The 14056-nt window shown below is 44.4% G+C and carries 7 protein-coding genes, 21 tRNA genes and 2 rRNA genes; 28 read left to right on the top strand and 2 right to left on the bottom strand.

Going from position 1 to position 14056, the window contains the following annotated elements; genetic code table 11:
• From J2S25_RS06455 to J2S25_RS06320, 28 genes are all read left to right on the top strand, one after another.
• Positions 1–205, top strand: a 23S ribosomal RNA gene (locus J2S25_RS06455); the annotation flags it as partial.
• A 176-nt stretch (positions 206–381) separates the two neighbouring features.
• A 5S ribosomal RNA gene (gene rrf / locus J2S25_RS06450) occupies positions 382–497 on the top strand.
• A gap of 8 nt (positions 498–505) precedes the next feature.
• A tRNA-Val gene (locus tag J2S25_RS06445) sits at positions 506–581 on the top strand.
• Positions 582–747: 166 nt separating this feature from the next.
• Positions 748–823, top strand: a tRNA-Thr gene (locus tag J2S25_RS06440).
• 7 nt (positions 824–830) lie between these two features.
• Positions 831–903 (top strand) — tRNA-Lys (locus J2S25_RS06435).
• Positions 904–1057: 154 nt separating this feature from the next.
• Positions 1058–1142 (top strand) — tRNA-Leu (locus J2S25_RS06430).
• Positions 1143–1174: 32 nt separating this feature from the next.
• Positions 1175–1249 (top strand) — tRNA-Gly (locus J2S25_RS06425).
• A gap of 10 nt (positions 1250–1259) precedes the next feature.
• Positions 1260–1345, top strand: a tRNA-Leu gene (locus J2S25_RS06420).
• Between the two features lie 28 nt (positions 1346–1373).
• Positions 1374–1450: transfer RNA gene (locus J2S25_RS06415), tRNA-Arg, on the top strand.
• Positions 1451–1467: 17 nt separating this feature from the next.
• Positions 1468–1541, top strand: a tRNA-Pro gene (locus J2S25_RS06410).
• A 16-nt stretch (positions 1542–1557) separates the two neighbouring features.
• Positions 1558–1633 (top strand) — tRNA-Ala (locus tag J2S25_RS06405).
• 22 nt (positions 1634–1655) lie between these two features.
• A tRNA-Met gene (locus J2S25_RS06400) sits at positions 1656–1732 on the top strand.
• A gap of 39 nt (positions 1733–1771) precedes the next feature.
• Positions 1772–1848, top strand: a tRNA-Ile gene (locus tag J2S25_RS06395).
• 20 nt (positions 1849–1868) lie between these two features.
• Positions 1869–1961: transfer RNA gene (locus J2S25_RS06390), tRNA-Ser, on the top strand.
• A gap of 107 nt (positions 1962–2068) precedes the next feature.
• A tRNA-Met gene (locus J2S25_RS06385) sits at positions 2069–2142 on the top strand.
• 40 nt (positions 2143–2182) lie between these two features.
• A tRNA-Asp gene (locus tag J2S25_RS06380) sits at positions 2183–2258 on the top strand.
• A 120-nt stretch (positions 2259–2378) separates the two neighbouring features.
• Positions 2379–2451: transfer RNA gene (locus tag J2S25_RS06375), tRNA-Phe, on the top strand.
• 32 nt (positions 2452–2483) lie between these two features.
• Positions 2484–2559: transfer RNA gene (locus tag J2S25_RS06370), tRNA-His, on the top strand.
• Positions 2560–2565: 6 nt separating this feature from the next.
• Positions 2566–2639: transfer RNA gene (locus J2S25_RS06365), tRNA-Gly, on the top strand.
• A gap of 3 nt (positions 2640–2642) precedes the next feature.
• A tRNA-Ile gene (locus J2S25_RS06360) sits at positions 2643–2716 on the top strand.
• Positions 2717–2729: 13 nt separating this feature from the next.
• Positions 2730–2804 (top strand) — tRNA-Asn (locus J2S25_RS06355).
• Between the two features lie 7 nt (positions 2805–2811).
• A tRNA-Ser gene (locus tag J2S25_RS06350) sits at positions 2812–2902 on the top strand.
• A 3-nt stretch (positions 2903–2905) separates the two neighbouring features.
• Positions 2906–2977 (top strand) — tRNA-Glu (locus J2S25_RS06345).
• A 1145-nt stretch (positions 2978–4122) separates the two neighbouring features.
• Positions 4123–6081 (top strand): 1,4-alpha-glucan branching protein GlgB, encoded by a 1959-nt coding sequence (gene glgB / locus J2S25_RS06340; protein ID WP_307191543.1) that lies wholly within the window; start codon positions 4123–4125, stop codon positions 6079–6081.
• Positions 5999–7147 carry a glucose-1-phosphate adenylyltransferase gene (locus J2S25_RS06335; protein ID WP_044395754.1) on the top strand — a complete coding sequence of 383 codons (1149 nt, stop codon included), beginning with the start codon at positions 5999–6001 and terminating at the stop codon, positions 7145–7147. The genes glgB and J2S25_RS06335 overlap by 83 nt, the downstream gene beginning before the upstream one ends.
• Positions 7148–7170: 23 nt before the next feature.
• The gene (locus J2S25_RS06330) at positions 7171–8199 is read left to right on the top strand and encodes a GlgC family sugar phosphate nucleotidyltransferase (protein ID WP_307191542.1); all 1029 of its coding nucleotides are present in this window, start codon (positions 7171–7173) and stop codon (positions 8197–8199) included.
• The gene (gene glgA / locus J2S25_RS06325) at positions 8196–9647 is read left to right on the top strand and encodes a glycogen synthase GlgA (RefSeq protein ID WP_307191541.1); all 1452 of its coding nucleotides are present in this window, start codon (positions 8196–8198) and stop codon (positions 9645–9647) included. The genes J2S25_RS06330 and glgA overlap by 4 nt, the downstream gene beginning before the upstream one ends.
• Positions 9637–12039, top strand: a complete 2403-nt coding sequence (locus tag J2S25_RS06320; protein WP_044395760.1) for a glycogen/starch/alpha-glucan phosphorylase — start codon at positions 9637–9639, stop codon at positions 12037–12039. Before glgA ends, J2S25_RS06320 begins: the two co-directional genes overlap by 11 nt.
• 38 nt (positions 12040–12077) lie before the next feature.
• Here the strand turns inward: J2S25_RS06320 and J2S25_RS06315 are convergent, their stop codons facing one another.
• A complete protein-coding gene (locus J2S25_RS06315) occupies positions 12078–12830 on the bottom strand; it encodes a TraR/DksA C4-type zinc finger protein (protein WP_307191540.1) in 753 nt (250 codons plus the stop codon).
• Between the two features lie 106 nt (positions 12831–12936).
• The gene (locus J2S25_RS06310) at positions 12937–13869 is read right to left on the bottom strand and encodes a 1,4-dihydroxy-2-naphthoate polyprenyltransferase (protein WP_307191539.1); all 933 of its coding nucleotides are present in this window, start codon (positions 13867–13869) and stop codon (positions 12937–12939) included.
• Positions 13870–14056: the final 187 nt, after the last annotated feature.

Here is a 14056-nt window from a genome sequence, read left to right as displayed (position 1 = left end):
TTGTCTTGCCAAAGGCATCGCTGGGTAGCTATGTGCGGACGGGATAAGTGCTGAAAGCATCTAAGCATGAAGCCCCCCTCAAGATGAGATTTCCCTTAGCGCAAGCTAGTAAGAACCCTGAAAGATGATCAGGTTGATAGGTCAGAGGTGGAAGCACGGTGACGTGTGGAGCTGACTGATACTAATCGTTCGAGGACTTAACCAAAAAGAAAAGCGAAGGCTAAGAACCGGAGCTAGACAACAATCACTCGTTCTTCTTGAATTCTTCTTACACATTATCTAGTTTTGAGGGAATAAAGATGTTTACAAAGTAAATTATCTTTAAAATTCTCTTGCAAAATGAAGGAAAGACAGTATAATAATTATTGTCTTTGAAAATTGTCTGGTGGCGATGGCGAGAAGGTCACACCCGTTCCCATACCGAACACGGAAGTTAAGCTTCTCAGCGCCGATGGTAGTTGGGGGTCTCCCCCTGTGAGAGTAGGACGCCGCCGGGCATACATATGGAGGATTAGCTCAGCTGGGAGAGCATCTGCCTTACAAGCAGAGGGTCGGCGGTTCGATCCCGTCATCCTCCACCAAGATTTTTTCGCGTAAGCGAAAATAATCTTCCTTAATTTTTCGCGTAAGCGAAAATAATCTTCCTTAATTTTTCGCGATAGCGAAAATAATTTTCTTAACGTTTTTCGCGTCACCGAAAAAAATTCCTTAGCGTTTTAGCGCTAGCGAAAAAACTTCCTTTATTACGCCGGTGTAGCTCAATTGGTAGAGCAACTGACTTGTAATCAGTAGGTTGGGGGTTCAAGTCCTCTTGCCGGCACCATTTGTACGAGCCATTAGCTCAGTCGGTAGAGCATCTGACTTTTAATCAGAGGGTCGAAGGTTCAAGTCCTTCATGGCTCACTAAGTTTTTTTCGCGACAGCGAAAATAAACTTCCTTAATTCGCGACAGCGAAAATAAACTTCCTTAATTCGCGACAGCGAAAATAAACTTCCTTAATTCGTGATAGCGAAAATAACTTTCTAATATTTTGCTTTATCGGAACAATTTTAATATGCGGGTGTGGCGGAATTGGCAGACGCACCAGACTTAGGATCTGGCGCCGCAAGGCGTGGGGGTTCGACTCCCTTCACCCGCACCAAAGTTTTTTACGTCAAAGTAACTTTATATAATGCGGAAGTAGTTCAGTGGTAGAATACAACCTTGCCAAGGTTGGGGTCGCGGGTTCGAATCCCGTCTTCCGCTCCATATTTCTTAAGCCGGGGTGGCGGAACTGGCAGACGCACAGGACTTAAAATCCTGCGGTAGGTGACTACCGTACCGGTTCGATTCCGGTCCTCGGCACTACCAAGTAAGCGAATGTGCTATTTATGCGCCCGTAGCTCAATTGGATAGAGCGTCTGACTTCGGATCAGAAGGTTATGGGTTCGACTCCTTTCGGGCGCGCCATGATATTTTCTCTTAATCGGGGAGTAGCTCAGCTTGGTAGAGCACTTGGTTTGGGACCAAGGGGTCGCAGGTTCGAATCCTGTCTTCCCGATCAGTCTTATATTTTAGGGGCCTTAGCTCAGCTGGGAGAGCGCCTGCCTTGCACGCAGGAGGTCAGCGGTTCGATCCCGCTAGGCTCCACCATAAAATTCTTATAAAAATATTTGGCGGTGTAGCTCAGCTGGCTAGAGCGTACGGTTCATACCCGTAAGGTCGGGGGTTCGATCCCCTCCGCCGCTACCAAATTTAATCTGGTTGAACCTATTCAATCTAGGATATCCTGGACCTTTAGCTCAGCTGGTTAGAGCAGACGGCTCATAACCGTCCGGTCGTAGGTTCGAGTCCTACAAGGTCCACCATTTTATCTGAATGAAATAATGGAGGTATACCCAAGTCTGGCTGAAGGGATCGGTCTTGAAAACCGACAGGCGGGTAACACCGCGCGGGGGTTCGAATCCCTCTACCTCCTCCATAATTGGTATTGTCTAGCGTGTAGCAAGGAGTTTTCTTTATCGGAATACGCTCAAGTTATACCAGTTGAGTTGTTTCTCTAAGTGTAAATTATCTGATTAATATTATCGCGGGGTGGAGCAGTCCGGTAGCTCGTCGGGCTCATAACCCGAAGGTCGCAGGTTCAAATCCTGCCCCCGCAATCATGAAAGTTATTTCAAGTCTTGTACTTGAAGTAACTTTGGTCCCGTGGTGTAGCGGTTAACATGCCTGCCTGTCACGCAGGAGATCGCCGGTTCGATCCCGGTCGGGACCGCCATTTTAATTTGGTTTAGTTAAGTCGGTAGAGGAAATTGTGCTTCTGCTGCAACTTGCGAAAAAGTATAAGAACTTTTGAGTATAGGACTTATTGCTAACCATGTTTAGGAAAAATGATAGCGGCTCAGTAGCTCAGTCGGTAGAGCAAAGGACTGAAAATCCTTGTGTCGGCGGTTCGATTCCGTCCTGAGCCACCTTATTTAAATGAATATTTAATAATAATATGGCGGTTGTGGCGAAGTGGTTAACGCACCTGATTGTGGTTCAGGCATTCGTGGGTTCGATTCCCATCAGTCGCCCCATTTTTTGCGGGTGTAGTTTAGTGGTAAAACCTCAGCCTTCCAAGCTGATGATGAGAGTTCGATTCTCTTCACCCGCTCCATAAGGGCCTATAGCTCAGCTGGTTAGAGCGCACGCCTGATAAGCGTGAGGTCGGTGGTTCGAGTCCACTTAGGCCCATTTTTTATATTATTCCGCAGTAGCTCAGTGGTAGAGCACTCGGCTGTTAACCGAGCGGTCGTAGGTTCGAATCCTACCTGCGGAGCCATTTTTATGGGGAAGTACTCAAGAGGCTGAAGAGGCGCCCCTGCTAAGGGTGTAGGTCGGGTAACCGGCGCGAGGGTTCAAATCCCTCCTTCTCCGCCACAAGGCCCCTTGGTCAAGCGGTTAAGACACCGCCCTTTCACGGCGGTAACACGGGTTCGAATCCCGTAGGGGTCATAAGAAAAGCTGTTAGCAATTATGCTAACGGTTTTTTTTTATGCATATTTTTTGGAATCTTACTATATCCTAAGTTAAAAATTATTCTCAAAAAATTGTGATGTAGTGTTTAATTTTCCTCTGTTAGATTAATTTTGAAGAAACAGAAGGAATTAGTATACCTATAAGAGGATAAAATAAAAATAGACGAAAGCAGTCCGAAGAAGGCTCAAGTTCGGACAACTTTTCTTTTTTTCTCGCAAAAGCAGTCTGAAGTAGCCCCAAGTTCGGACAACTTTTTGTCTTTTTCCGCAAAAGCAATCCGAAGTAGCCCTAAGTTCGGACTACTTTCCGGCATTTTCAGCAAAAGCAGTCCGAAGTAGCCCCAAGTTCGGACTACTTTCCGTCTTTTTCAGCAAAAGCAGTCCGAAGTAGCCCTAAGTTCGGACTACTTTTCTTTTTTTCCTGCAAAAGCAGTCCGAAGTAGTCCCAAGTTCGGACTACTTTCCGTCTTTTTCAGCAAAAGCAGTCCGAAGTAGCCCCAAGTTCGGACCACTTTCCGTCTTTTTCAGCAAAAGCGGTCCGAAGTAGCTCCAAGTTCGGACTACTTTTCGTCTTTTCCTGCAAAAGCAGTCCGAAGTAGCCCCAAGTTCAGACTACTTTCCGCCTTTTTACGCAAAAGCAGTCCGAAGTAGGCCCAAGTTCGGACTACTTTCCGGCTTTTTCAGCAAAAGCAGTCCGAAGAAGGCTTAAGTTCGGACTACTTTCCGTCTTTTCCAGCAAAAGCAGTCCGAAGTAGTCCCAAGTTCGGACTACTTTCCGCCTTTTTCCACGAAAGCAGTCCGAAGTAGCCCCAAGTTCGGACAACTTTCCGTCTATCCCTGCAAATCTGGTCCTACAGGTACAATTTATGACATCTCACACAATTTTTTTTGCGAACTGTTTTTATCCGGGTATATAGCTAACTTTCGTTCCACATATTTCGGCGAAATTGGAAGAATTAGTACGTTAATTGTTGCTATGCCGGTGTATTTTGTCGAATTTTCTGATATAATAAGTATTATTGTCGAAAAATTTTGAAAAAATTTACAAGGGTTTTTTTCTTGTAACTAGAATAGTACTGAAATAAGGAATTTTAATCGTTTTAAAAAAGGCAGGCGATAGCAATGGTGATTTATCCTACAGAGTTTGAATTGCATCTGTTTCATGAAGGCAACCTGTATCAAAGTTATAAATTGTTTGGTGCGCATGTCATGAAAAGAGGGACGGAAACATATACTCGATTTTGTGTGTGGGCTCCGAATGCGTCTGAAGTGAGGCTTGTGGGTGATTTTAACCATTGGAATGGGGAGAACGATCAATTAAACAAGGTGAATCTGGAAGGTGTCTGGCAACTTGCCGTTGAGGGTGATCTGACTGGGGCTATATATAAATATGAGATTTTGACTGCGGACGGGGAGAAGAAGCTGAAGGCTGATCCGTTTGCTTTCTTTTCAGAAGTGAGGCCAAATACCGCTTCAGTCGTTTATTCCCTTGATGGATACCAATGGGGGGACCAGAAATGGCTGCAAAAGCGGGAGCGGCAGAGCACGCTTGAAATGCCTATGTTCATTTATGAGCTTCACGCAGGTTCCTGGAAAAAACAGACTGATGGATCGTATCTTACCTATCGTGAGCTTGCAGATGAGCTGATTCCTTATATTCTTTCACATGGATATACACATATTGAGCTATTGCCTTTAACTGAGCATCCGCTCGATATGTCGTGGGGCTATCAATCTACCGGTTATTTTTCTGTTACCAGCCGTTATGGTACTCCGCATGATTTTATGTATTTCGTGGATTTATGCCATCAAAATGGCATTGGTGTAATTCTTGATTGGATTCCCGGCCATTTTTGCAAGGATGCACATGGGCTGTACAAATTTGATGGTGGTTATGCTTTTGAGTACGAGCGTGAAAATGACCGAGAGAATATGGTTTGGGGAACAGCTAATTTCGACCTCGGAAAAACGGAGGTACAAAGCTTCCTAATCTCAAGCGCACTTTTCTGGTTGGAGAAATACCATATTGACGGCTTCAGAGTGGATGCAGTGGCAAATATCATTTATTGGCCAAATTCCCATCAGACAGCAAACCAATTTGGAGTGGAATTTTTAAAGAAGCTGAATAAAGCGGTAAGGGACTTTGAGCCAGGAGCGTTGATGATTGCAGAGGATTCGACCGACTGGCCGCAGGTGACAGCCCCAGTGGAATATGGCGGTCTTGGATTTACATACAAGTGGAATATGGGGTGGATGAACGACACATTAAAGTATATGGAGGAGGAAAGCCATAATAGGAAGTATATCCATGATAGGATTACCTTCTCCCTGCATTATGCTTTTTCGGAGAACTTTATTCTTCCCTTCTCCCATGATGAAGTCGTCCATGGAAAGAGATCCTTGCTGGATAAAATGCCGGGTGATTACTGGCAAAAGTTTGCGCAGCTCCGGCTGTTGCTTGGGTTCATGGTTGCCCATCCCGGCAAGAAGCTGACTTTTATGGGAACGGAATTTGGCCAGTTCGCGGAATGGAAGGACAAGGAGCAACTTGATTGGAATCTGTTTGAGTATGACCTGCATGAAAAAGTGAACGTGTATACAAAAGAATTGATCAAATTGTATAAGCGTTCGAAACCATTTTATGAAATCGACCAGAGCCATGATGGCTTTGAATGGATTGATGCGGATAACCGCGACCAATCTGTTTTTTCTTTTATAAGGAAAGGGCAGAATCCAGATGAGGTTCTGCTTGTCGTATGTAATTTTACAGAGAGAGTTTACAGCGATTACAGAATTGGAGTGCCAAAGTCCGGTGAATATCGAGAAATTTTGAACAGTGATGCGGCAGCATTTGGAGGTTCGGGTGTGATCAATAAAAAGGTTCTCAAAGCTAAAGAAATAGCTTTCCATGGAAGGCCGTTTTCTATAGAGATGAGTATTTCTCCATTCGGTGTCTCCGTGTTACGCCCTGTTATCAAAAGAAAGGGGAGAACTATTCATGCAAAAGAAGAAGTGCGTGGCAATGCTGTTGGCAGGAGGAAGAGGAAGCCGTCTTCATTCACTGACGAAGAGCCTAGCTAAACCCGCCGTCCCTTTTGGCGGCAAGTACCGGATTATCGATTTCCCGTTAAGCAATTGCACGAACTCAGGAATCCATACAGTGGGTGTGTTGACACAATACCAGCCGCTTCTGCTCAACTCCTATATTGGGATTGGTAGTGCATGGGACCTTGACAGGAAGGATGGCGGAGTGACTGTGCTACCGCCTTATGCGGAAAGTTCCGAAGTTAAATGGTACTCTGGCACGGCAAGCGCTATTTTTCAGAATTTGAATTATCTCGATCAATATAATCCTGAATACGTTTTGATTCTTTCAGGTGACCATATTTATAAAATGAACTATGAATTAATGCTCCAACATCATGAGGAAAAAGGCGCGGATGTGACGATTTCTGTTATCGAAGTACCTTGGGATGAGACCAATCGGTTTGGAATCATGAATACAGATTCCGAGCTTAGAATAACGGAATTTGAAGAAAAACCTGACAACGCGAAAAATAATCTTGCTTCGATGGGGATTTATATATTTAACTGGAGTGTTTTAAGGGAATATCTGATAAGAGATGACCTGAATCCAGAATCAAGCCATGATTTTGGCAAAGATATTATTCCACTTTTACTAGAAAAGAAAATGAAATTATTTGCCTATCCATTCAAAGGATATTGGAAAGATGTTGGTACGATTCAGAGCTTGTGGGAAGCGAACATGGATTTATTGGATAAGGATTGTGATTTAAACTTGTTTGATCAGTCATGGCGAATCTATTCCGTGAACCCGAATCAGCCACCCCAATATATTTGCCCAGAAGGAACTGTTTCAGAATCGCTGGTCAATGAAGGCTGCAAAATAGAGGGGGCAGTTTCTAGGACAGTTGTGTTCCAAGGCGTGACGGTGAAAAAAGGGGCTGTTGTCAAGGAAACAGTTATTATGCCTGAAGCTGTCATTGGCCTTAATTGTGTGATTGAGAAGGCAATTGTGTCGCCAGGCGTGTATGTCCCGGATGGAACAATCATTAGGCCGGATGCGGATAGCAATGAAATTACATTAGTATCGGAAGAAACAATTGGTGAATTGCAATCCAATTGAGATGACTTCGGGAGGATATAGAAATGAACAAACGATTATTGGGAGTAATAGATGCGACAACCGTTCACGAAGATCTTGAGGATTTGTCTCTGCATCGATCGGTAGCAGCAATTCCCTTTGGCGGACGTTACAGGCTGATTGATTTTATTCTTTCCAATTTGGTGAATTCAGGAATCGAGAGCGTGGCAATTTTTCCAAAATACCAGTACCGGTCGCTGATGGATCATTTAGGTTCAGGAAGGAATTGGGATTTAAACCGAAAAAGGGATGGCTTGTTTTTTTTTCCTGCGTCAAATACAGGAAATCATTATACAGGAATTGGAACATTGGATCACTTTGCCGATAACATTGACTATTTTGAACGGAGTACACAGGACTATGCGATTATTGCGAATTCCTATACGGTTTTTAATATGGATTTCCAGCCGCTGCTTGACTGGCATATCCAGTCGGGATGCGATATTACTGAGGTTCAGAAAAACGGAAAATCACTCGGCATTTATCTTGTAGAAAAAGCTTTGCTAATGGATTTGATTAAGACAAGGAATGAAACCGGCTATTTCAATATGAGAGATGCTGCCAGGGATACGAGCAGTCAGTTCCAGCTTTGTTATTACGACTATCAAGGCTACGCAGTGATGGTCGATTCAATCGTAAATTATTTCAATGTAAGCATGGATTTGCTTAAACCTGAAGTTTGGAAGGAGTTATTCCCGAAAGAACGCCCAATTTTGACAAAGGTGAAGGATGAGCCTCCAACCCGGTATGAGGTCGATGCATCGGTAAAAAATTCAATGGTCGCCAATGGGGGGGTAATTGAGGGGACCGTTGAAAATAGCATCATTGGAAGAGGAGTGAAAATCGGGAAGGGTACAGTGGTTCGAAATTGTATTATCATGCAAAAAACGCAAATAAAGGAGAATTGTCTATTGGAATCAGTCATCGTGGATAAAGATGCTAGAATCGAGGCAGGAACGGTTATCACAGCGCCAGCCGATGCACCAGCCGTCATCCGAAAAGGGACGGTCCAGGGAGTGGGAAGCAAGTCGTGAAGGTGTTATTTGCAGTTTCAGAATGTGTTCCTTTCATCAAGTCAGGAGGTCTGGCAGATGTGGCGGGATCTCTTCCAAAAGAACTGAAAAAATTAGGAATAGATGTGAGGGTAATATTACCGAAATATGGATTGATCCCTGAAAAGTTCCGGACTGAGATGAAAAAAGGGAAAGAGTTTACTGTGCAGTTAGGCTGGCGCGCGCAATATTGCGGCATTGAAACGCTTGAACAGGATGGCGTCACATTTTACTTTGTGGACAATGAATATTACTTTAATCGGGATAGTCTTTATGGCCATTATGATGATGGGGAGCGATTTTCTTTTTTCAGCAAAGCTGTTCTTGAGTTCATCGGCGAAAGTGAATTTTATCCAGATGTGATCCATTGCCATGACTGGCATACCGGTATGATCCCTTTCTTGCTACGGACAGAGTACCATAAGCGTTCCGGGTATGGATCGATCCGCTCGGTGTTCACGATTCATAATCTTCAATTTCAAGGGATCTTCCCGCGGGAAGTGCTTGACGACTTGCTACAAATTGACAGCTCCTATTTCAATAAGGAACAGCTGGAGTTTTACGGGATGGCTAACTACATGAAAGCTGCATTGATCGCAGCGGATCGTATTACGACTGTCAGCCCTACTTACAAGGAGGAAATTCAGACCGAGTACTTTGGTGAAAAATTGGATGGACTGTTGAGAAAAAGACAGGAGAATCTAACGGGGATTTTGAATGGGATTGATCATGATGCTTATGACCCCGAAAGTGATCCAGGTCTGGCCGCCAATTTTGGAGCAGGGGTGCTTGAACGGAGAGTGATCAACAAGCTTCAGGTACAGACCAGTTTTGGCTTGCCGTTAAAGGAGGATACACCGGTCATGGCGATGATCACAAGGCTTACGAAGCAAAAGGGCCTTGAATTGGTCAAGGAAGTTTTCCATGAAATCATGACAACGGGTTTGCAGTTAGTTGTTCTTGGCACCGGTGACCATGAGTTTGAGCAGTTCTTCAGGGACATGGCTGCACAGTATCCAGACCAGTGTGGGATCTATATTGGTTTTGATGAAAATTTAGCGCATCAGGTGTACGCAGGATCGGATTTATTTTTGATGCCATCAAAGTTCGAGCCTTGCGGTTTGAGTCAGATGATTGCGATGCGCTATGGATCGATTCCAATTGTCAGAGAGACGGGCGGGCTGAACGATACGGTCCAGCCGTATAATGAGGAGAACGGACAGGGCAATGGTTTTCCTTTTGCAAACTTTAATGCCCATGATATGCTTTTTACGATTGAAAGAGCCTTGTCGATTTACCAGCAGCGTGAAAAATGGCAACAGCTGATGGCTAAAGCGATGGAAACAGACTATAGCTGGGCTCAGTCAGCAAGACAATACAATGACTTGTATTCTGATCTCATCTCAAGGAGTGAAACGCATGTTTTCTAGTGTTCCCAAATTCAAAACCGCATTCTTGAAAAAACTCGAGATGATGTTTGGAACAAGCTTTGAAGAAAGTACGAGCCAGGAGCAATTTCAAACTCTTGGGCATATGATCAGGGAATATGTGAGTGCTGATTGGATTCAAACAAATGAACTATATCGTGCTGGAGCGAAAAAACAGGTGTATTACTTGTCGATCGAATTTCTGCTTGGACGGCTGTTAAGACATAATCTGCTTAATTTAGGTGTGGAAGAGGTCGTGTGCAAGGGGCTAAGGGAACTTGGGATTGAACTCGATCAATTGGAGGAAATCGAGGCAGACGCTGGTCTTGGCAATGGCGGTCTTGGCCGTCTTGCCGCCTGTTTCCTTGATTCGCTTGCATCGCTTGATTTGCCTGGACATGGCTTGGGAATTCGGTACAAGCATGGCTTGTTTGAGCAAAAAATCGTTGATGGCTATCAGGTGGAACTTCCGGAACAATGGCTCAGACACGGCCATGTTTGGGAGGTGCGCAAGACGGATGATGCAGTGGAGATTCCTTTTTGGGGAGAAATTGAGACGAGAATGGAAAATGGCCGACTCGTTTTCAGACACCTGAATGCCGAGCCGATAATGGCGATTCCATACGATCTCCCGGTCATCGGCTATCATACTCAGACGGTAAACACCCTTCGCCTCTGGAATGCCGAGCCGGCGAGATTTCCGGCTCATGCAGATATTTTTAAATATAAGAAAGAGACGGAATCGGTCTCGGAGTTTTTATATCCGGATGATACTCATGATGAAGGAAAAATCCTTCGGCTGAAGCAGCAATATTTCCTTGTTGCCGCTAGCCTGAAGGCGATTGTTAAATCGTTTAAAAAGAAGAATAAGAGCTTGCTAGCGTTCCAAGATTATGTGAGCATCCACATTAATGATACTCACCCCGCGATTGCAGTCCCTGAGTTAATGAGGATTCTCATGGATGATGAGGGGCTTGGCTGGGATGAAGCGTGGCGTATTACTGTACAAACGCTTTCTTATACGAACCATACAACGCTTGCTGAGGCATTGGAAAGGTGGCCATTGCGGATTTTTCAGCCATTGCTCCCGCGAATCTTCATGATTATTGAGGAGATCAACGAGCGTTTCTGTAAGGAGGTATGGAAGCAATATCCGGGAGATTGGGACAGGGTGGAAAGGATGGCAGTCATCGCTCATGGCGAGGTCAGAATGGCTCCGCTTGCAATTGTCGGCAGTCACAGCATTAATGGAGTGGCAAAACTGCATACGGAAATCTTGAAAAATCGGGAAATGAACTTGTTTTATCAATTTTATCCTGAGCGATTCAATAACAAGACGAACGGCATTACTCATCGCCGCTGGCTGCTGAAGGCAAACCCAGGGTTGTCAGGATTGATTACCGATGCAATTGGACCAGATTGGATTGGGGAACCGCATAAGCTGGCGGAGTTGATGCGCTACAACACTGATTCAGTCTTTTTGGGTAAATTGCATGAAATAAAGCAGAGGAATAAGGAACGGCTAGCAAAGACGATTTTGGACAAAACAGGGATAGAGATTGATACAGAGTCGATTTTTGATGTACAGGTAAAAAGGCTTCATGCTTATAAGCGGCAGCTGTTGAATGTGCTGCACATCATGCATTTGTATAATGAATTGAAAAAAGACCCGGATGCTCTGTTATCTCCGCGGACATTCATTTTTGGCGCTAAGGCTTCCCCTGGGTATTATTTTGCTAAAAAAGTAATAAAACTCATAAACAGTGTTGCGGATAAGGTGAACAAGGACCCGGCGACGAAAGATAAGCTGAAGGTCGTTTTTCTTGAAAATTATCGTGTCTCCCTGGCCGAAGAAATTTTTCCGGCTGCGGATATCAGTGAGCAGATTTCAACGGCGAGCAAGGAAGCTTCCGGAACAGGTAATATGAAATTCATGATGAACGGAGCTTTAACATTGGGAACGCTGGATGGGGCCAATGTAGAGATTACGGAGAGGGTTGGCAGGGAGAACATCTTCCTGTTCGGATTGAGTGCAGAGGAAGTGCTCGATTACCAAAATAACGGCGGCTATCATTCACTTGAGTACTATCACCACGACGCAAGGATCCGGGAAATCGTTGATCAGCTAGTGAATGGATTTTTCCCTGATACGGACAATCACTTCAATGAAGTATATGACACATTGCTCGGGCATAATGATCAATATTTTGTGCTGAAGGACTTTGCTTCCTATGCAGAGGCACATTTGGAAGTCAGCCGAAAGTATTTAGACCGGGGCAAATGGCTGCGGATGAGTTTAGTTAATATTGCTCAATCCGGATATTTCTCTAGCGACAGAACGGTCAGAGAATATGCAGATGACATCTGGAAAGTTCACTCTGCTTTGAAAGTATAGAAATCAGGCCAACCGGAGACGGTTTGGCCTGATTTGTCTTATTTCTTATTCTTTTTTCGTTCCTCTACATAACTATCTTCTTGTTTGTAAGGGATGTCGCCTAGTTCGGACTCCATTCCCGTTTCGTCGAGCTTTTCTTCATAATCCTTTTCGCTGTCGCTTTCGAATACTTTCCGGTCCTCGCCTTCGATATCTGTGGCGCTGAAGGTTTCATAGTCTTCAGTGAATCCACGCTCAGATTCATTATCAATGTAAAGCTTGCTGTAGTCTCCGTGGTCTCCTGTAAAGTCGGAAGGTGTTTCCGAGGTTCCAAATTCAGCTACATCATGGAAGCTATTCCTATTATCTGTCGTCTCCTCATTCTGCCTTCTGTCAAAATCCGCTTCGTGGCTGTATTCCAATACGTCTTCTTCGGCTGGACGTTCATTTGATATTTTCTGTTCCGGTGAGTGTTCGACGCAATATAACGTGTAGGGAATTGCTTCGAGTCGTTCGTATGGAATATCTTTCCCGCATTCGGCACATTTTCCGTATGTTCCATCCTCAATCGCCTGCAGGGCGTTCTCCACTTTGGATATCTGGTCACCATGGTGTTCATCGATCGCCAAGCTTTTGCTGCGCTCAAACAGCTCTGTGCCGCTGTCGGCAGGATGGTTATCATAGGAAGAAAGTTCTTGTTGGCTGTCATTAAGATATCCTTCCTCTTCATTCTGATTTATTTGAGATTGAAGTGTTTCTTTTTCAGATAGAAGTGCTTGCTTCAAGTTATGGAGCTGGTCCTTTATTAGCACGATTACACATCCTTCTTCATTCGAGTTGTATGTATTTAATACCCACTCATCATTAAGGGAAACATAGAAAAAGCTTCGGTCCAAGGACAGAAGCTTTTCGAATAATTTACAACAAGCTGAGGAAAATGCCGACGGATAAAAGCAGACCAAAGATCGTGTTGGTCTTTGCCGTTGCAGCCATTGCTGGCATCATTTGCAAAGGATTGGAATTTCCAATAAACCCTTTAGTTGCTTTGATTGCTGACGGAATGCTAAGTGCGACAATCGCCAGCCATGGTGATACGGCACCCGCAAAGATTAGGCCAATTACCCATATATAAGATAAAGCGAACATGCCCGCAAGCAAGCGGATGGCGCCAGTCCTTCCAAGCAGGATGGCGAGCGTTTTTCGGCCAAACTCTTTGTCGCCGTCAAGGTCGCGAATATTATTGGCAAGCAGGATTGCCCCAACTAGCAAAAAGCTCGGGAACGATACGAGTACACTGGTCGACGTAACGGTTCCAGTCTGAATATAGAACGAGATCAATATGATTAAAATACCCATAAAAAATCCAGACACAAGCTCGCCAAATGGAGTATAAGCAATTGGCAGCGGACCGCCTGTGTATAGATAACCGGCAGCCAGGGAGACAACTCCGACAGCTGCGACCCACCAGCTTGTGCTAATGGAGATATAGGCACCGAGTAATACGGAAATTCCATAAAGGCTGAACGCTAGATTCAAGACTGTTTTGGGCTGAATCCCATGGCGGACAATTGCACCGCCAATTCCAACAGAATTCTCGTTATCTAGTCCGCGTTTAAAATCATAATATTCATTGAACATATTTGTTGCTGCTTGGATAAACAGGCTAGCGACGAGCATGGACAGAAACATACCCCAATGGATGCGGCCGCTGTTTTCTATCGCTAAAGCAGTGCCGAGAAGCACAGGAGCAAATGCGGCAGTCAAAGTATGAGGACGGGTTAATTGCCACCAGACTTTCCAGCTTGCTTTCTCCACTGTTGGCGAAGAATTATGCTGTAGCTGTGATTGCATATCTAATTCTCTCCCTTAGTATCAATCTATCAAACCTTACTATTTTATCTAAAAGAACGAAAATTGTCAAAAACACCATGCCCATATCAGCTAAATTCCCTTACAATTATAAGTGTAGATATTCACATATCCACTGTCAATTAGTATTTTCACGTATAAGCAGGGGATTTCCCCAGTTTTATGCAAA

The organism is Mesobacillus stamsii (genome assembly GCF_030814065.1).
Taxonomy (GTDB): domain Bacteria; phylum Bacillota; class Bacilli; order Bacillales; family Cytobacillaceae; genus Mesobacillus; species Mesobacillus stamsii.
The sequence above is the reverse complement of the archived record's forward strand: the minus strand, read 5'-3'. Positions and strand labels throughout refer to the sequence as shown.

Excerpts from the sequence above, each read along its gene's own strand:
- glgB (WP_307191543.1), top strand. The coding sequence starts at position 4,123 with ATGGTGATTTATCCTACAGAGTTTGAATTGCATCTGTTTCATGAAGGC.
- J2S25_RS06330 (WP_307191542.1), top strand. The coding sequence starts at position 7,171 with ATGAACAAACGATTATTGGGAGTAATAGATGCGACAACCGTTCACGAA.
- J2S25_RS06310 (WP_307191539.1), bottom strand. The coding sequence starts at position 13,869 with ATGCAATCACAGCTACAGCATAATTCTTCGCCAACAGTGGAGAAAGCA.
- J2S25_RS06335 (WP_044395754.1), top strand. The coding sequence starts at position 5,999 with ATGCAAAAGAAGAAGTGCGTGGCAATGCTGTTGGCAGGAGGAAGAGGA.
- J2S25_RS06320 (WP_044395760.1), top strand. The coding sequence starts at position 9,637 with ATGTTTTCTAGTGTTCCCAAATTCAAAACCGCATTCTTGAAAAAACTC.